This is a genomic window from Peptostreptococcus russellii (assembly GCF_900110295.1).
Lineage (GTDB): Bacteria > Bacillota > Clostridia > Peptostreptococcales > Peptostreptococcaceae > Peptostreptococcus > Peptostreptococcus russellii_A.
The window spans coordinates 1-19785 of record NZ_FODF01000006.1; the positions used below are offsets into that span (position 1 = coordinate 1).

Genomic DNA, 19785 nt, shown 5'->3' on the forward strand with positions numbered 1-19785 from the left:
ACAACCACACTTAGTACAAACTTTTGGAATATAAGTAATTTGAGCATCTATAACCATATATCTAATACCTTTTATATTTTTGTAGTCACTGCTTATAATTTTTAAATTTTTATCGCTAATTCCTAAAATTTTTGTTATACTATTATTTGAACACATATGATTAATCCTTTCTTATTTTTTTGTGGTGATTAAATTATACAATGGATTTCGTATGTGTTCATCTTTTTTTTGAAAAAATAGTGTTGATAGCAATTTTATCCATTTTCGTCTTACGACGTTTATGGATTATTTATTGCCATCAACACTAAATATTATAGAGCCAAAAATAGCTACTGACTATGCACATATAAAACTTGCTGTATATAAAGACCAGTAGCTATTTTTTATTGAACTTTATTAATATCTATTAATTCAATTTATATTGTTATTTATTTAAAGTATCAATATTTTCAAAATATAGCATAAAGTGAAATTATAAATTAAATAAGTATTTGTGTAGTTGAAAAGTTGGTGTGAATTTTAATTACTAATAAAAAACTTCTAGTCAAGAAAGAATAATGTTTATATATTATCAAAGAAGTTATATAAACTATATAAAAAAACTATAGTTATGCTTGATTAAATCTATAAGAATATATATATTAGAAATATAAGTAATGTAATTATAAAAAATAAAAATAAATCTTAAAAAAACATAAAAAAAATAGATATAAATATATATTAATAAAAATAATGATAAAAAATAAAGTATTAATTCATAAAGTGATATTATAAAATATTTCTATGTTCAGAAGTTATAAAAATAAAATAAAAATACTCTGATAAAAAATTAATAATACATTAATAAAAGAATCATTTGTGGTAAACTAGAAATAAGGGTTATATTTGGATTTTATATAGGGGTGATATGATTGAGAGGAAAGATTAAAGTGCCTAAGGTAAATGACTTTTGCTGTGTGAGCAAATTGCAGGAATGGAAAGTCGATCTAGGGGATAGCTTTGAATCTGGAGACGTAGTTTGTGTAATTAATAATCTCAGTGAAAAACACGAAGTTAAAGCTCCAAAGAGTGGAATGCTAGTTGAGAAAACAATTTATGAAAACGCTATAGTGGAAGATTCTCAAGTAATAGGTATATTCGAAATATCTCCAGACGAAGTGGAAACAGAAGATGAGTTTTTTGCTTCTGGATTTATTGCAAAGTTTATATCTAAGTTAAAGGAAAGTAAGAATGTCAATTAATACAAATGATCTAGAAGATGAAGACTCAAAGAAAGAAGGCATCTTAAAATCTGTTTTATACAGACTTGAGATGCCTTTTACTATTTCTATATTTTTATTTCAAAAGAGATTCTAAAAGAATCTTAAGACCGATTAGAATAAGTATTAGACCACCTAAAACTTCAGATTTGCTTTTGTACTTTGAACCGAATTTAAATCCTATAAAAACTCCTATTGCAGAAATTATAAAAGTTGTAATACCTATAATTGAAACTGCAGAGAATATATTTATATTTAATAAAGCAAATGATATACCTACTGCTAGAGCATCTATGCTTGTAGCTACAGCTAGAACAATCATATTTTTAAAATCTATTTCTAGTTCACCCTTTATATCACATAAAATTTCTTCTTCTTGTTTCACCTCTCTTGATTCTTTGATCATATTAAGACCGATAAATAGTAAAAGGGAAAATGCAACCCAATGGCTAAATGAAGATATAAAACCTGCGAATTGAGATCCTAAAAAATAGCCTATAAGAGGCATTACTGCCTGAAAAACACCAAAATATAAAGCTATGATAATAGCTTTTTTCCAATTCATTTTTCTTTGACAGAGACCTTTGCATATAGAAACAGCAAAAGCATCCATGCTCAAACCAACACCTATACTAATTAAATTAAAAAATGACATAGTTATCTCCTTATAAAAATAAACTCCACCTAATAGGCGGAGTAAAAATCTATATATTATTATACAATAAATATATCAAATAATCTATATAATAAAAATATATCATAATGAAGAATTAAATGATAAATATATATTTTTGATTTTTAAAAGTGTCTTTAAAGAGACTTTTTATTCAACACTAGGTGTAGTGTTTTTATTTTGTGAAGCTTCCGCGGCTTTTTGTTTTTCAGCAACCTTTTTTGCATCTTCTTCTTTCTTAGTATTTTCAGCATTTTTGATTTCTTCTTCAGTTAATTTTTTACCAGAAATACCATCGATCAGAACTTTTTCATTTTTAGCAGAATCGCCTTTGCCACCATCGGTTAAAGTGATTTGGTAAATATTCTTTCCACCATCACTATAAAGCTTATATGCTAATACTTGATTTAAATCTGGATTGCTTGCTATTTGAATAGCTGCTTTTCCAGCTTTTTGAATATCTAAAACTGGAACAAAGTCGATATATTCAGGTGGATTAGCTTTGTCTATAGGACCTTTTTCTTCTTTCTTAGAGATGTTTCCAGACTTGGCATCTATTGTATAAATATGCTCGATGCCCTTTTTATCAACTGCATCTAGAGTATAGATATAACTATCTTTAGAAGGCACAAGTTCTACTGAAATAACACTTCCTGCCTTGTTAGCAGTAGTAAATTGTAAAATAGCTTGTTGCTGATTGATTATTTTAGCAGTTCTTACATCCATAATATTTTCTGAAGTTTCAACATTCTTTTTATCTGATTTTTGATCTTTATTAGAACCACATCCTACAGCTGAAAGGCACATAAGCATACAACTAGACAAAATGAGTCCCTTTTTTATATTCTTTTTCATATTATTTCCTCCTTAACAAAAAGCAATTCGAGAATGAATTGCACAGTCACAACATATATTATACATCAAATATAGGAGTATATAAATAAAATTTATAAGTTTAACTATATTGTAATAAAAAGTATCCATACAGCAGAAAAAAATCTATAAAAGTGACAAAAAATCCAAAAAAAGTGGGCTTTAAAAATAAAAATAGCTATTATGTTGAGAAGTCTGTGGACTTAGTGGATAATTTTCTGAAATTTACAAAAAAAGTGACAAAATTCATAGATAAATCTCCTAAATATGTGGATAAGTAATCGTGTGAATAATTATAAAAAATTAGAATAAAAAAGAAAATGTAAATAAATTGTATATACAATAACAGTATGGTATCATAAAAAGAGTGAATTTTCTATAAGGAGGTGAGATTTTGGGAAAAGGTAAATATTCTAGACAGAGGGGAATAGCCAGTAAGATCTTGATATTTCTTGTATCTGCAATAGCGATAATAGCAACGTCTTCTTCTTTGATTTTTTTCAATGTACCTAGCTATGTATATTCTAATATGGTTGGTTTATTTATATTCTCACTTTACTTTGGAACAGCTCAATCTTTAGTATTTGTTTGTATAATGCAGATTATAATGATGAAAACAGGACTTGCTACAGAATTTCTAAGTTACTCTTTTGTCCTTTGGGTTACAAATGTATTGATTATAAAAATTGCTCAAGGTGGAATTCCGAAAAGAATTGCTAAAAATAGAAACTATAATTTAATAGCAGTTATAGTAGCTTCAGTAGTTTTAATGGCGATACTTTCTAAGCCAGTTTCAGTTGCAGCATTTAATTGGATCCAAGGTGGTGGAAGAAGTTTTGAAGGATTTATTAATAAAGAATTTATAATAGAACAACTAAAAATATTTGGACTATCAGGGATAGTAACATTTATATTCTACAAAATATTTAATAGGTTTGATGTTTAATAAATAATAAGTATTAGAAAATAATAAATCACTATAAAAAATAATTTTTATTAAAGTTTGCATGAAAAAGCAAGCATATAAATGGAAAAGAATCTATATTTTGTGAGAGAGAGTATGAATTTAAAAGACGGGAAAATGTTTTTTAAAAATAAAACTCGAAATGGGTATAATTTAGGGGGAAGTTATGAAGTTTAAAAAGGCTGGTTTGATTTTAGGAAGCTTTGCTCTAGCAGTTTGCTTGTCTAGTTGTGGTTCTAATGAATCAGACAAAGGTAATGAAAAAGAAAGTGTAAGTGTGGAAGATACAATGTTAAAGTCATCGGATTTGAATGATTCAGTTCAGATTATTGATATTAGACATCCGGATAAGTTTTTAGGTTGGAAAAATGAAGATGGTGTTAGTGGACATATAGCTAATGCAGTTGATTTTCCAGTTGAATGGCTTAGCTATGAAAAGAAACCTGAAAATATAGAAACAGAACTAAAGAGAAGACACATTGATAAGGATAAAAAAACTGTAATTTATTCTGATAAGGATGTTGAAAAAGAAGATTTTGACAAGTTTGCAAAGCTTGGATTTAAGGATATACATTCTTTAGAAGGTGGAATTGACTCTTATGCAAAAGATGGTGGTAAGTTAGAAAGATTGGAAGGCTACGAAATGTATGTTTCTCCTGAGTGGGTAGAAGACCTTGTAAATGGTAAGAAACCGGAAGGATATAATGGAGAAAAATACAAAATTGTAGAAATATCTCTACCAAGTGAAAAGGATGAATACAAAAACGGTCATATAAAGGGTGCAATAAACTTTAATTCAGATGAAATAAATCATGTTCCAGGTCCTAGAACTGTACAGGAATATGAGGGAATAACTATGGAAAAACAGATTACTTTCTGGAATTTCTATCCAGATGATAAAATAAAAGAGGTTCTAGAAAATGCAGGTATTGACAAGGATACCACTGTAATACTTTATGGAACTGATAAGGCGACAACTGCTGCAGCTAGAGCGGGATTAGTAATGGACTATGCAGGTGTAAAGAATATTAAGTTTATAAATGGTGGAAAAGTTATTTGGAATCTTGAAAAAAGACCTTTAGATAAAGAAGATGTAAAAACTGAAAAAGTAGATTTTGGAACAAGTGTACCACAGAATCCTTCTATTATATTTAATTATGAAGATGAAAAGAAAATAGCCAATGATCCTAAGAATTCAGTAGTAGCATCTGTTAGAAGTTTTGATGAATATTTAGGAAAGATGAGTGGATATACATATATAGACAAGGCTGGAGATATTAAAAATGCAAGATTTGCCTATGCTGGATCTAATCCATATGCTATGGAAGACTTTAGAAATATAGATAATACTATGTTTAATTACAATCTTTGTGCAGATAGATGGAAGAAATGGGGAATTACACCAGAAAAGAAGGTTTCTTTCCACTGTGGTACAGGATGGAGAGCAGCAGAAACTTATTATATAGCTAAGGCTTTAGGCTGGAAAGATGTAGGAGTATATGAAGGTGGTTGGTATGAGTGGAGCAAAATGCCAGATAGTGAAGATAAGGAAAAGGGATTACCAGAAGATGCTCCAGAGAAAAAACCAGAAGAGTATTTTACAAAACAGTAATATATTCTAGTAAATTTGAACTATTTAATTCTGATGAAAATATAAAAAAATTAAATCAAAATAAAGTATAGATAAAATAAAAAAGCCTTGTTAAGAATATATATTCTTAACAAGGCTTTTTTAATACTATAATATAGATACATATTTAAAGGTAATCTCTTTAAGTACATTGTAATATAATAGTTGTATAATACTATAAAAGGTGTTAAACTAATAAGACGGGTTTTTAAAATCATAAAAAAGAAATAAAAACCTAACTAAATTAACTGTTTTTATTAGGAGAAACTTTACTAAATAAATAGTAATAAAGTCATAAAAATATAATCTTAATTAGAAAGTATTTAGTTTAAATAGCGCTATTAAGAATCATAATATTCAAAACATCTGTATGACAAGCTATTCGTCTCAGCAGGTGGTATTTTAGAATGTTTTTATAAGGTATTATAGGAGGAAGTTCCGTGAGAATAGTAATAATAGGTGGCGGTAAAGTAGGTAAAAAATTGTCCGAAGAGCTGTCAAAAGAAATGCATGATGTAACAGTAATTGAGAAAAATACAAATGTAATAAATAAAATCAATTCACATCAAGACGTAGCGTGTATTAACGGAGACGCTATAGATTATGAAGTTCAAAAAGAAGCAGGAGTAGAAGAAGCAGATCTTGTGATAGGATGTACGTCTTCTGATGAAATCAATATGTTCTCTTGTTTATTTGCCAAGAAATTAGGAGCTAAAAATACTATAGCAAGAGTAAGAAATCCAGAGTATTATAATCAGCTAAAGTATATAAAGGAAGATTTAGGTCTTAGTATGGCAATAAATCCAGAGTATGTTGCAGCAAATGAAATCTCTAGAATTTTGAGATTCCCATCGGCTATAAAAGTAGAAACTTTTGCTAAGGGGAAAGTTGAATTATTAGAGTTTAAAATTCATAAAAACTCACCACTTATAGGGATGAAAATAAATGAAATAACAAAAGCTTTAAGGATGAAGCTTCTTATATGTGCAGTTCAGAGAGAGGGAGACGTTATTATTCCAGATGGTAATGTCGAATTAAAACTTGGAGACAAAATCAATATTGCAGCATCGCATGACAATCTTGAAGAATTCCTAAAAAAAGCTGGAGGTTGGAAAAGAAAGATTAAGACAGTTATGGTAATAGGTGGTGGAAAAATAGCCTATTATCTATGCAAAAGTCTTGAGCATATAAATGTAAAAATAAAAATAATAGATAATGACTATGAAACTTGTAGGACATTGTCAGATCTTTTACCAAATGTAGACGTAATATATGGTGATGGTACAGATAAACAGCTTTTGGAAGAAGAGGGGATTGACGATACAGATGCATTTGTTTCTTTAACAGGAATAGATGAAGAAAATATAATATTATCAATGTATGCTAATACTAAAGATATAAATAAGATAGTTACGAAGTTGAGTCAGTCGTCTTTCAGAGATTTAACAGAGAGTTTTAATCTAGATACAGTAGTATCTCCGAAGGATTTAACTGCAAATATTATTCTAAGATATGTAAAGGCGATGAATAACTCATATGGAAGTAAATTGAATTGCCTTTATAGAATGGTAGATGATAAGGTTGAGGCATTGGAGTTTTCTGTAAAGGATAGTTGTAAAATTGTAGACATTCCACTTTCTGATTTGAAACTAAAGAAAGATATTTTAGTTGCTTGTATAGTCAGAGAAGGTAGAATTATTATACCTAATGGTAATGACTCAATGAGGGTTAAGGATAATATTATAATAATTTCAAAAGAACTTAATATAAGTGATATAGAAGATATAGTTGCAGAGTAGGAGGAAAGTATGAATTATGAAATGGTAGTCTACGTTCTTCTGAATATAGCAAAGATAGAAGGAGTTTTGATGATGATTCCTGGAATAGTATCTTTAATATATGGTGAGTATAATACTGCAAAAGTTATATTGACTATAGCTATATTACTTGCGGCTTTTGGTTTTATATTTACCCTTAAAAAGCCTAGAAGACTAGATATTTTTGCAAAAGATGGTTTATTTATAGTAGGTATAGCTTGGATTACATTTTCCTTGTTGGGGGCACTTCCATTTTATTTTACAGGAAGTATTAATAGCTATGTAAATGCAGTATTTGAAACGGTGTCTGGATTTACAACAACAGGTTCTACTATACTTACAGATATAGAAAGTCTTCCAAATGGAATACTATTTTGGAGATCTTTTACACATTGGATAGGTGGAATGGGTGTTTTGGTATTTGTTCTTGCCATTATACCACTTGCAGGAAGTAGGTCTATGAATATAATGAAGGCTGAGGTTCCAGGACCAACAGTTGACAAATTGGTTCCCAAGACTAAACAGACAGCAAAAATACTTTACTTTATATATGTAGGTTTAACAATACTACAGGTGATATTCCTTGTTGCTGGTAAAATGCCTTTATTTGATAGCATATTGACATCTTTTTCAACAGCAGGTACAGGAGGATTTTCAAATAAAAACAATAGTATAGCCTATTATGACAGTGCATATGTTGATGGTGTAGTTACAGTATTTATGATTTTATTCGGAATAAATTTCAATTTATTTTATTTGGCTCTATTAAAGAAGTTCAAGAGAATATTTAAGAGTGAAGAATTAAGAACATATATTGCAATAATAGCAGTTTCGACTCTTTTGATAACATTTAATATAAGAGGAATGTATCCATCCTTTTTAAAGGCATTTAGATATGCTTCATTCCAGGTTGCTACAATCATTACTACAACAGGATTTATGACGGCAGATTTTAATGTGTGGCCTATGTTTTCAAAGGCTATTTTACTGTTATTGATGATAGTAGGTGCTTGTGCCGGTTCAACAGGTGGTGGTCTAAAAGTTTCAAGAGTACTTATAATGGTAAAACATATTAAGTGTGAAATAAAAAGACTCCTTCATCCTAGAGCTATGGTAAGCGTAAAAATAGATAAAAAGACTGTAGAAACATCTGTAATTAGCAGTGTTTTGGCATATTTGTTGGTTTATTTTTCATTGATAGTAATTTCATTTTTATTAATATCTATCAATGAATTTGACTTTGAAACCAGCCTTACATCTGTAATTACTTGTATAAACAATGTAGGACCTGGATTAGGTGCAATAGTTGGACCAACTGGAAATTTCTCATCTTTTTCCGATTTTTCAAAGATTATATTGTGCTTTGATATGTTATTAGGTAGATTAGAAATATTCCCGATACTATTATTATTTAGTCCTAGAATGTATAAAAGAAGATTTTAAATTAATAAATAGATGTAATAAAATATTAGAAAACACAGTTATAATTGAAAATAGATATCAATTCCTATAATTCGTGTTTTATTGAGCTTATAAAAATCATTAGAAAATATATATATTTTTAAACGCAGTGAATTTTCGCTGCGTTTTTTACTTAATTAAGGATAAAATAGTGAAATAAAAAAAATTAAAGACTTTATAGGGATTATTTCTAATAAATTTTAAAATATAACTTTTAAAATAATGATTGCGTTTTCACGATAGAATAAAAATTATAAAAGTTATTTTGCATAAAAAAGGAAAATATACGAATATTTTTTTTAATTTCAAATAAAAAATTAGCATTTTACATATACATTATCATAGACTTTTTAAATATTATATGGTATAATCTACAAGTAATAGGCAGTGTTCTTGTGGGAAATTTTGTTTGTTACAATATAGAATTTCATATCCATAAAGAACGCTATTTTTTTGATAATATTGAAAAATATATATAAAAAGAAAGGAAAGATTTTATGTTAACAGCAATTACTGGAGTAAACTGGGGAGACGAAGGAAAAGGAAGAATGGTAGACTTGTTATCTGAAAACTATGACATAGTTGTTAGATATCAGGGTGGAAATAATGCAGGTCACACTGTAGTTAATGAAAAGGGTAAGTTTGTACTTAATCTTTTACCATCAGGTATACTACGTGATGATGTAGTAAACGTTATAGGAAATGGTGTCGTTGTAGATATCAAGCACCTTGTAGAAGAAATGAATAAGTTGAAGGATGGAGGAATAAAGATAACTCCTGAAAACCTTAAGGTAAGTGATAGAGCTATAATAGTAATGCCATATCACGTTCAGCAGGACTGCTTAGAAGAAGAAAGACTAGCAGATGCAGCTTACGGTTCAACTAAAAGAGGTATAGCTCCTGTATATGGAGATAAGTACATGAAGAAGGGGCTTAGAATGGGCGAACTTCTTGACAGTGAAGAAGATCTAAAGGAAAGACTAAAGGGAATAATAGAATGGAAGAATCTTATGATAGCTAATGGATACGGTAAGGAACCAATATCATTTGATGAAATGTGGGCATACCTAAAGGAATATGGCGACATAGTAAAGGATTTCGTATGTGACACAGGAGTATTCCTAAATGAAGCTAACTCAGCTGGTAAGGACATAATGTTTGAAGCACAGCTAGGAGCTCTTAGAGACATAGATTTTGGTATATATCCATTTACATCATCATCTTCAACAATAGCTCCATATGCACCAATAGGAGCAGGGGTTCCTAACCTAAAGCTAGGAAAGTCTATAGGTATAATGAAGGCTTATTCAACTTGTGTTGGTGAAGGACCTTTCACTGCTGAAATGTTTGGAGACAAGGCAGAAGAATTGAGAAAGGCTGGTAACGAATACGGTGCTGCTACTGGTAGACCAAGAAGAGTTGGTGGATTTGATATACTTGCTTCAAGATATGGAGTAAGATGTCAGGGTGCTGATGAAATAGCTCTTACTAAGCTTGATGTATTATCATACTTAGAAGAAATACCTGTATGTGTAGGATATACATTTAACGGAGAAGCATTAAAGGAATTCCCTATAGGAGAAAAGTTATTTAAGGCTGAACCAGTTTATGAATACAGAAAGGGTTGGATGAAGGATATATCTAACTGTAAGAAGTTAGAAGAACTTCCAGAAGAAGCAATCGACTACATTAAGTATATAGAAGAAGTAGTAGGATGCAAGATCAAGTATGTATCAGTAGGTGCTGAAAGAGAACAGTACATAGTAATGCCATAAGCATTTAGAATAGAATAATACAAAATTCGCAGCTTGTTCTGCGAATTTTGTTGAATTACAATGTTTTTTGTGTAGAATATGTGAAAAATACCCAATTTCAACTGGTAAATAATTCAAATAAAACACAAATTGATGTTAACATATAATATAAATAGAATCGGAATTTAAAAAAGGCTGCTTTAGAGGCAGTATGAAACGGAGGATTATAGATGAAAAATACATATGAATCACCACTTACTTCGAGATATGCAAGTCCTGAAATGCAGGCATTATTCTCACCAGATAAGAAGTTCAAAACTTGGAGAAAGCTTTGGATAGCTTTAGCAGAAACAGAAATGGAACTAGGTCTTGATATAAAACAAGAGCAAATAGATGAACTAAAGAAGTTCCAAGACGATATAAACTATGAAGTTGCAAAAGAAAGAGAAAAAGAAGTAAGACATGATGTAATGAGCCATGTTTATGCATATGGAGTTCAGTGTCCTAGTGCAGCTGGTATAATTCACTTAGGTGCTACATCTTGTTTTGTAGGGGATAATACAGACCTTATAATAATGTATGAAGCAATGGAACTTGTAAGAGAGAGATTAGGAAAGACAATTGCAACACTTGCCAAGTTTGCCGATGAATACAAGGATCTTCCAACTCTTGGATTTACACATTTCCAGCCAGCTCAGCCTACAACAGTAGGAAAGAGAGCTACTTTATGGATACAAGATTTCCTTCTTGACCTTGAAAATATAGAGGATTTCCTTCAGAGAAAGAGATTAAGAGGAGCTAAGGGTACAACAGGAACTCAGGCTTCATTCCTAGAACTTTTCGATGGAGATTATAGCAAGGTTAAGGCATTAGACAAGACAGTAGCAAGAAAGATGGGGTATGATGATGTATTTCCAGTAACCGGACAGACTTACTCAAGAAAAATAGACAGTCAGGTTATAAATATTCTTGCAGGAATAGCTCAGTCAGCTACAAAGTTCTCAAACGACATAAGATTACTTCAGCATCTAAAAGAAGTAGAAGAACCATTTGAAAAGAAGCAAATAGGTTCATCAGCTATGGCATATAAAAGAAATCCAATGAGAAGTGAAAGAATAGCATCGCTATCAAGATATGTAATTGCAGATATGATCAATCCTGCTATGACAGTGGCTGGACAGTGGTTTGAAAGAACTCTTGATGACTCAGCTAATAAGAGAATATCTGTACCAGAAGCATTCCTTGCAATTGATGCAGTACTTAATCTTTGTGCAAATGTAAGCGATGGTTTAGTGGTGTATCCTAAGGTTATAGAACAGAGACTAATGAAGGAACTTCCTTTTATGGCTACTGAAAATATTATGATGGATGCAGTTAAGAAGGGTGGAAATAGACAGGAACTTCATGAAAGAATAAGAATACATTCTTTAGAAGCAGCTAAGGTAGTTAAGGTTGAAGGTAAGGAAAATGACCTTGTAGATAGAATAGCAGCAGATGAAGCTTTTGGGGTTACAAAAGAAGAGATACTTGCAGTTTTAAAGCCAGAACTTTATGTAGGTTGCTCGCCAATACAGGTGGAAGAATTCCTAGAAGAAACGGTAAGACCTGCTATTAGAGATATAGAAATAATTGAAACTGCTGAGATAACAGTTTAAACTATTAAAATAAAAAATAAAGACGTTTTCAAAGTAAAATATTCAATAGACAAAAATATAAAATGAAAACAATAAAACAAAGACAGCTCTATACTTATAGGGCTGTCTTTTATTTGTTAACAAATAAAAAAATAGGTTACAAAAAGATTTAAGTAGCTAAATAAACTGCTATAACAGTTGAAAAAAACTATTATTAAGTATATAATTATAAAAAAAGGAGGGAAAGCTATGAATTTTTCAGATATAAAATCGCAGTCTCGTAAACAATTAGAAGGAAACTGGTTAAAATCTGCAGCTACAATGCTTGTGATGTTTATAGTAATGATGGTATTATATAAACTTATTGATGGACTTTTAAGTCAGATTTTGATGATACCAATATTAGCAAGTGTAACAGCATTGCTATTTAGAGTTGCAAATAATGAAGGGTTAGATTTTAAGAAATTTACTCTAACAAAAAGTGAATATATAAGATTTTTCGTATTTAAAATATTAATTATAGCAATACAATTTCTTGTAGGAATTGTAGCAGTCCTAGTAATATCAGGTGGTTTGATGTTATCTTTTGTAAGTGATGGACCAGCTACTATGTTAGATAGTGTGTATGCAAGTATGAATACAGGTACTGTAGTTATTGCAATAGTAGTTTATATTGCTCTTACAGCTGTCCTAATATACATAGATTTGATCTATTCAATGACACCATATATAATATTTAGAAAAAATGAAGATATGGACGCTATTTCAGCAATGAGATGCTCAAGAGAACTTGTAAAGGGATACAAGTGGAATTTATTCTTATTTGAACTTTCATTTATAGGATGGGGTATACTAGCAGTATTAACAGCAGGAATAGGATTTTTATTCTTGGCTCCATACTATGAAGTATCACTAGCTAATTACTATCTTGAACTTGTAAAGGCAAAAGAAGAGTATGCAAGAGAAAAGGGAATAATAGATAGAGAAAGAGAAACTTATTATAGAACATTTGTAGAAGAAGATGGTCTATATGAAAGAGATAGTTTCGCAAATACAGATACTGAAGTTAAGAGTGTAGAGGATAAGAAAGAAGATCCAATGAATGCTTTGACTGTTGAAAAGCTTACAACAATTGAAGGTTATGAAGCTGATAAGGATAAAAAAGACGAAAGTAAAAATTAATCAAAAGATAAAATTTTAGACTTGAATTTAAGCAGGGAAACTTAGTTGTTTTCCCTGTTTTTTTTATTGAAAAAAGGGGAAATTTTAAATATATAAATAAAGTTTTGAATCTATAAAGAAGATATGCTAAAATATAGTTTATAAAAATCAGTTTTATCAACACTTTAAGACTTATCAAAGATATTTATAGAACAAATAGTTACTTTATAAGAATTTAAATCTGTATTTAAGAAGAATTTCAAAAAGTATTGATTAAGATTCTTGAAATATTTTAATAATTAAGCTTTATATAAACATTGAATGCTAGAATAGATTTAATAATGTATTATGAATATAGGAGGAAGTTTAATGGCGGATGAAAAGATAATAAATTTTGATAAATTGCAAGAGAAGTGGGACGAACAAGAAATTGAAAAGTTTGAAGGATTTTTAAACTCAAAGATGGATTTGGTATTTCGTGGACAACTTACAATGGCTGAGTTCTCAAAAAGCATGAGAGATTATCAGCGAGAAAATAATATTTCAAATGATAAACTTATTGAACTTCAAAAGAAGATTCTCAGCAAAATGGGAATTGATTTAGATTTAAATGAAATCGACAAAGAAATTGAAAGACTTGAAGAGACTATGAAGAGTGAGGATGGGAAAAGCATCAACATACGCAAGATGGCATTTTTTGATTATTACTCAGATAGAATAGAAAATAAGGAAATAGCTCAGATTAAGTTAGAAAATTCTAAAAACAATCTATCTATGATATTTGATTCAAATCAGATAATTGTATTTAGTGAAAAGCAGGTTGATTTTAGTGACGATGAGTTAAATGAAATTATAGCAGGGTATAAGGAAAGTGTTGAAGGAAGCTTAAAAATTACTACATGCGAGGCAACAAAGATTTATGAGTACCATTAAAGAAAAATTACCAGAAGAATTTAAAAAAGAAATGAAAGAACTGTTGAAAGATGAGTATGAAGATTTTATTAATTCATATGATCAGGACAGGACAAATGCAATAAGAATAAATGATTTAAAAGTAGAAAAGAAGTTTTTTGAAGAGAGTAATCTTTTTGATATAGATTACGAAAAAGACGGTGTTGAATGGGCAGATTTGGGATATTATGTATCAAGTGACAAAAGTCCAGGCAAAAATCCACTTCATGATGCTGGAGCCTATTATATACAAGAGCCTTCTGCAATGAGTGTTGTAGGCAAAACAGATATTGCAGAAGGGGAGAAAATCCTTGATATGTGTGCAGCACCTGGTGGAAAGTCTACATATATACTATCTAAGTTGAATGAAACTGGAATCCTAGTTTCAAATGAGGTCAATAGTACAAGAATAAGAGCCTTAGGGGAAAACTTAGAAAGATTTGGAGCTACAAACTGCACAATAACAAATTCAGATTCTAAAGGTTTATTAACGTTTTTTAAAGGTTTCTTTGATAAAGTGTTTATAGACGCTCCTTGTTCTGGTCAGGGCATGTTTAGAAAATATGAACATGCAATCGATGATTGGTCAGAAGAAAAAGTAGAAGAATGTGTTTCTATCCAGAAAGAATTAATAAGAGATGGTTTTGATATGCTTAAAGAAGGTGGCATGCTGATATATTCAACATGTACCTTTACAAAGAGAGAAAATGAAGATATTATAAATGATTTTATAAATGAGTATCAGAATGCAGAACTTATTGAAATGGATAGAATATGGCCTCACAAACAGAGAGGTGAAGGACATTTTTCTGCTAGAATAATTAAGTCTTCAGAAGAAGTAAGAGAAGAAGAAATTCAAGAAAATAGCAATAAAAAATCAAAAAAATCCAAAAAGAAAAAAAAGGAATCCTCAAATTCTAGAAAACAGGATTCTCAAAAACTGAAGGATTATGAAAGTTTTTTGAAGGACTATATCAGAGATGGTAGCAAAAGAAAAAATGCAATATCAGAAAAGGCAGTAGAAGTTAAGGGTGGATTTGTCTATCTTGTTAGCAAAGATATGCTAGACTTAACAGGATTAAAGGTTCTTAGAAATGGTCTTTTGATGGGAGAAATCAAAAAAAATAGATTTGAGCCTTCACATTCACTTGCAATGGCTCTTTGCATAGATGATGTAAAGTATGCAGTGAATCTTGATATTGAAGATGAAGATGTATTCAGATATATTGTTGGAGAATCTATTTCTCTAGAAGGCAAAGAAGTATATAAGTACTCTGAACCAGATACAGAGGATAATAATTCAAGAGGCTGGATTCTTGTAACTATCAATGGGGTTTCTATTGGATGGGGTAAAGAATCTAATGGAATTATGAAAAATAAGTATCCAAAGGGATTAAGGAGAGTAATAAGAAAATAGCATCAGCTTGCTGGGAAGGAGAAAAATTTGGGCGATACAGAGAAAAGAGGCTTTGTCCATGAAGTCTTTGAAGTAGTAAAGATATTTATAATGGCCATTATTTTGGCAGTAGTGATAGTACAATTTATCAGACCAACAAGAGTTGACGGTCTATCAATGTATCCTACATTAGATAATAATGACTATTTGATTATAAATAGGATAAGCAGATATACGGGAGTTAAAAGGGGGACTGTGGTAGTATTTGACAGTACAATGCCAATAAATAATTATGAAACATCTAAAAAGTCAGCTAGTAAGAAAGTTTTAGATTTTATATTACAAGATGATAGTGATACAAAGGACCTTGTCAAGAGAGTAATAGCTGTAGGAGGCGATCACCTTGTAATAAAAGATGGAGTAGTTTCTGTAAATGGTAAAAAGCTAGATGAACCATATGTTTCTAAGGGAAACTATACAGAAGGCAATATAGATACTATAGTTCCAAAAGATACATATTTCTGTATGGGTGACAATAGAAGTAGAAGTTTAGATAGTAGATATCCTGAAGTTGGATTTGTTCCTAAGGACAGATTAGTGGGAAGCATACTAATAAGACTACTACCTACAGACCATATTGGAAGAGTAAAATAGTAAATATTAACGACAATATAATATTAAATAAGAAATAAATTCAAGGGTGTCCCCCTTGAATTTATTTGTAATATAGGAAGTTGATAAATTCATTTATAGATTTCCTATATTGCAAATAATCTATGAAGTAAAAAAGAAAATATAAAAATTTTTGCTAAACTTTTAAGTTTAAATTAGTATCTGGAGGTGCAAAATTATGGCAAGAAAAATAGAAAAACTTGTGTTTAACGTAGACGGAGAAATTCTTGAATTTGAAAGAGAAAGTATAAAATTAAGTGAAATAGCGAAAATTGTTCAGGATAATTATCGTGGGCATATATGTATGGGGATAATAAATAATAAATTTTATGATTTAAACAGAACTCTCTATAGAAGCACCGATATAAAATTCGTTGATACTACAAATGTAGAGGGTGAAAGACTTTATTTTAGAGGACTTTCCCTACTTTTAGTTTTGGCTTGTAGAGATTTATATGGTGAATCAAGGGTATGTATTAAACATTCAATTGGTGATGGTTTGTATTCAGTAATAGAAGATAGACCCAATCTTACAAATGAGGATATAGCAAATATAAAAGAAAGAATGCTCAAGTATGTAGAAGAGGATCATAAAATTATTTGCAGATATCTTCCAAATGATGAAGCAATTGAAAAGTTTAGAGAACTTGATAGATATGAAAAGGTAGAACTTTTAAAGTATAGAACTGAAGATTTAACAAAGGTTTATGAATGTTGCGGATATTTTGATTATTTTTATGGGCATATGTTTCCATCTACGGGATATATGAAGGATTTAGACCTAGCCAAAATGGCAGATGGGCTTGTAATAGTAGGTCCAGATAAGGGGATAAAGTCAACAGTCACTGAGTTTAAGGAAATGCCTAAGCTTTCTGATGTGTATAGAGAGTCTGAGAAGTGGTCTGAAACCCTAGGTATAGATACTGTTGTAGATTTAAATAAAATAATAGAAGATGGAAAATACGGAGAGATGATAAGAACTGTAGAGGCTCTTCATGAAAAAAAAATAGCTGAAATTGCAGATATGATAGTCCAAAGAGCTAGTAAGGTGATATTAATTGCAGCTCCTTCTTCTTCAGGAAAAACAAGTTTTGCACACAGGCTTTCAACACAACTGAGGGTTAACGGTAAAAATGCAGTGCCGATATCTTTAGATGATTACTTTATTGAAAGAAAAGATACTCCTAAAAATGAGTTTGGCAAGCCAGATTATGAATCTATTAGGGCTATAGATATACCAAAATTTAATGAAGATATGAGGAAATTATTAAATGGAGAAGAAATAGAAAGAATAAAGTTTGACTTTATAGATGGAACAAGGGTGCATACAGGAGAAAAATTCTCTATAGGAGAAAATGAACCAATAGTAATAGAGGGTATACATGGCTTGAATCCAGAGCTTACTGCAGCTATTGACGATGATGTGAAGTTTAAAATATATATAAGTGTAATTACTCAGGTTAATCTAGATGATCATAATAGAATACCTACAACAGATTTGAGATTTTTAAGAAGAATGGTTAGAGATTATCAGTTTAGAGGAATGGATGCTGAAACAACAATGGATATTTGGCCTGAGGTAAGAGCAGGTGAAAAGAGAAATATATTCCCATATCAAGAAGAAGCAGATGTAATGTTTAACTCAGCCAGTGTATATGAGCTTTCTGTATTAAAGAAACCAGCATTAGAAATTTTAAAAGAGCTTAGCGATACAAGTGAACATTATTTGGAAGCTGTAAGATTTAGAAAGTTTTTACAATATTTTGATGAATTGAATGATACAGCAGATATAGGACCTACAGCAATAATAAGAGAGTTTATAGGTGGTAGTAGAATAGTATAAAAAAGTTTTATAAATTTAAAAAGAAAGGAGAGGATAGGATTGCCGAGAAAGAAAACAAAGAAAGAAGTAATAGAAATTTTAGACAAATTAACTGAAATACATCCAAATGCTCACTGTGAGCTTGTTCACAAGACGCCATTTGAACTTTTAGTGGCCACGATACTTTCTGCACAATGTACAGATGTGAGGGTAAATTTAGTTACTGAAGAGATGTTTAAAAAGTATAATACTCCACAGGCATTTAAGGATTTGACTTTAAAGGAAATAGAAAAGGAAATAAAGACTTGTGGACTTTATAAAAGTAAGGCTAAAAAAATTAAGGAAACTTCGACTATAATTACAGATGAGTATAATGGTAAGGTACCAGATACACTTGAAGAGTTAGTAAAGCTACCAGGAGTTGGTAGAAAAACTGCTGGTGTGGTTTTAAGTAATGCTTTTGATGTACCTGCTATAGCAGTGGACACTCATGTATTTAGAGTAAGTAATAGAATAGGTATAGTAAAGGAAAAAACTCCTGAAAAAACAGAGTTTGCACTTATGAAGGCTATTCCAAAAGAAAGATGGACTCATAGTCATCATTTACTAATTTTTCATGGAAGAAGAATTTGCAAGGCTAGAAAGCCAGAGTGTGAGAATTGTAATATTACTGAGTATTGTAATTTTTACAAGACAGATGTAGAGGGAAAATAAATTTACAGCAAAATAAAAACTTTAATTTATAAAAAATAAATTTACAAAAAAAATTCTAAAAAAGAAAAAATAATAAGTTGAAAATTATTTAAAGTAAAGATCACATAAGACAGCTTATATAATTTAAGTATTTTACCTGATTTAAATTAATAAAACCAAAATTTAAACAAATATTTTTTTAAAAAAAGGAATATTTGCAATAAACTAGAGTTATTGTTTAAAAAACAATGATTGCAATCGATATTATAAATTAAATTAAAATAATAAGACGAAATAAATTAGAAAACTAATCATAGTGGTCTGCAATTAATCTTGAAATATAGATTTTATGTTGAAATTATGGTAATATATAGAGTAGACTAAAGGGGAAAAACACAAAAAGTTAGAGAATAAATTAGTAAGTAAATAAGAGATATATTATAAAGTTTTTATAAAACGAGGAGGTAACGTGGCTGTAAATATAGTATTAGTTGAACCTGAAATACCACATAACACAGGAAATATAATAAGAACGGCAGCAAATACAGGTGCAACGCTTCATCTTGTAAGACCGTTGGGATTTTCATTAGACGATAAACATTTAAAGAGATGTGGTCTTGATTATTGGGATATTGCAAATATACAGTTCTACGATAGTTTTGAAGAACTTCAGGAAAAGTATCCTGATGCACAGTATTTTTATTCAACTACAAGTGGAAAAAAGAATCATACAGAAGTAAAATATGAAGATAACTGTTTTTTAGTTTTTGGTAAAGAAACAAAAGGACTGCCCAAGGATTTAATAGAAAAAAATATAGAACATTGTATTAGAATACCGATGAGAGGAATTGAAAAAGCTAGATGTTTGAACCTTTCAAACTCAGTAGCTATAGTAGTCTATGAAGCTATGAGACAGCTTGATTTCAAGGATTTGGTTTAGTTAGATAAGTTGGTTTATTGGTGAAGATTTTTTACAAGCGCCGATAATGGCTAATAATCTGATCCTGAGTGATGTATTTTTATTA

Annotated in this window: 16 protein-coding genes; 14 read left to right on the top strand and 2 right to left on the bottom strand. The window is 30.1% G+C overall.

Translation table 11 applies throughout. The features are described 5' to 3' along the window. Nucleotides 1–911 precede the first annotated feature (911 nt). A complete protein-coding gene (locus BMY82_RS04765) occupies nucleotides 912–1241 on the top strand; it encodes a biotin/lipoyl-containing protein (protein WP_091975225.1) in 330 nt (109 codons plus the stop codon). Nucleotides 1242–1335: 94 nt separating this feature from the next. Here BMY82_RS04765 and BMY82_RS04770 read toward each other — a convergent pair whose 3' ends face one another. Together BMY82_RS04770 and BMY82_RS04775 are read right to left on the bottom strand one after the other, a co-directional pair. Continuing rightward, nucleotides 1336–1914 carry a manganese efflux pump MntP gene (locus BMY82_RS04770; RefSeq protein ID WP_091975227.1) on the bottom strand — a complete coding sequence of 193 codons (579 nt, stop codon included), beginning with the start codon at nucleotides 1912–1914 and terminating at the stop codon, nucleotides 1336–1338. 168 nt (nucleotides 1915–2082) lie between these two features. Beyond that, entirely contained in the window at nucleotides 2083–2787 is a 705-nt protein-coding gene (locus BMY82_RS04775) for a PepSY domain-containing protein (protein ID WP_091975229.1), read from the bottom strand. A gap of 412 nt (nucleotides 2788–3199) precedes the next feature. Between BMY82_RS04775 and BMY82_RS04780 the strand changes: the two genes are divergently transcribed. From BMY82_RS04780 to trmL, 13 genes are all read left to right on the top strand, one after another. Further along, the gene (locus tag BMY82_RS04780) at nucleotides 3200–3751 is read left to right on the top strand and encodes a hypothetical protein (RefSeq protein ID WP_091975230.1); all 552 of its coding nucleotides are present in this window, start codon (nucleotides 3200–3202) and stop codon (nucleotides 3749–3751) included. 184 nt (nucleotides 3752–3935) lie between these two features. Continuing rightward, nucleotides 3936–5381, top strand: a complete 1446-nt coding sequence (locus BMY82_RS04785; protein ID WP_091975232.1) for a sulfurtransferase — start codon at nucleotides 3936–3938, stop codon at nucleotides 5379–5381. Between the two features lie 458 nt (nucleotides 5382–5839). Continuing rightward, entirely contained in the window at nucleotides 5840–7198 is a 1359-nt protein-coding gene (gene trkA, locus BMY82_RS04790; RefSeq protein ID WP_091975234.1) for a Trk system potassium transporter TrkA, read from the top strand. 9 nt (nucleotides 7199–7207) lie between these two features. Next, nucleotides 7208–8659 carry a TrkH family potassium uptake protein gene (locus BMY82_RS04795; protein WP_091975236.1) on the top strand — a complete coding sequence of 484 codons (1452 nt, stop codon included), beginning with the start codon at nucleotides 7208–7210 and terminating at the stop codon, nucleotides 8657–8659. A gap of 515 nt (nucleotides 8660–9174) precedes the next feature. Next, entirely contained in the window at nucleotides 9175–10452 is a 1278-nt protein-coding gene (locus BMY82_RS04800; RefSeq protein WP_091975238.1) for an adenylosuccinate synthase, read from the top strand. Between the two features lie 209 nt (nucleotides 10453–10661). Next, on the top strand, nucleotides 10662–12086 hold the full coding sequence (purB, locus tag BMY82_RS04805; protein WP_091975240.1) for an adenylosuccinate lyase: 1425 nt from the start codon (nucleotides 10662–10664) through the stop codon (nucleotides 12084–12086). A 228-nt stretch (nucleotides 12087–12314) separates the two neighbouring features. Continuing rightward, entirely contained in the window at nucleotides 12315–13247 is a 933-nt protein-coding gene (locus BMY82_RS04810; RefSeq protein ID WP_091975242.1) for a DUF975 family protein, read from the top strand. Between the two features lie 348 nt (nucleotides 13248–13595). After that, nucleotides 13596–14159, top strand: a complete 564-nt coding sequence (locus BMY82_RS04815; protein WP_091975244.1) for a DUF3867 family protein — start codon at nucleotides 13596–13598, stop codon at nucleotides 14157–14159. Then, nucleotides 14146–15594: an RsmF rRNA methyltransferase first C-terminal domain-containing protein gene (locus BMY82_RS04820; protein ID WP_091975246.1), complete on the top strand. Its 1449-nt coding sequence runs from the start codon at nucleotides 14146–14148 to the stop codon at nucleotides 15592–15594. Before BMY82_RS04815 ends, BMY82_RS04820 begins: the two co-directional genes overlap by 14 nt. Nucleotides 15595–15621: 27 nt before the next feature. Beyond that, entirely contained in the window at nucleotides 15622–16227 is a 606-nt protein-coding gene (gene lepB / locus BMY82_RS04825) for a signal peptidase I (RefSeq protein WP_091975248.1), read from the top strand. Nucleotides 16228–16423: 196 nt separating this feature from the next. Continuing rightward, nucleotides 16424–18088, top strand: coding sequence for a nucleoside kinase (locus BMY82_RS04830; RefSeq protein WP_242938916.1), 1665 nt, complete (start codon nucleotides 16424–16426; stop codon nucleotides 18086–18088). Between the two features lie 39 nt (nucleotides 18089–18127). After that, nucleotides 18128–18781 carry an endonuclease III gene (gene nth, locus BMY82_RS04835; protein WP_091975250.1) on the top strand — a complete coding sequence of 218 codons (654 nt, stop codon included), beginning with the start codon at nucleotides 18128–18130 and terminating at the stop codon, nucleotides 18779–18781. 448 nt (nucleotides 18782–19229) lie between these two features. Next, nucleotides 19230–19700 (top strand): tRNA (uridine(34)/cytosine(34)/5-carboxymethylaminomethyluridine(34)-2'-O)-methyltransferase TrmL, encoded by a 471-nt coding sequence (gene trmL / locus BMY82_RS04840; RefSeq protein ID WP_091975252.1) that lies wholly within the window; start codon nucleotides 19230–19232, stop codon nucleotides 19698–19700. Nucleotides 19701–19785 lie beyond the last annotated feature (85 nt).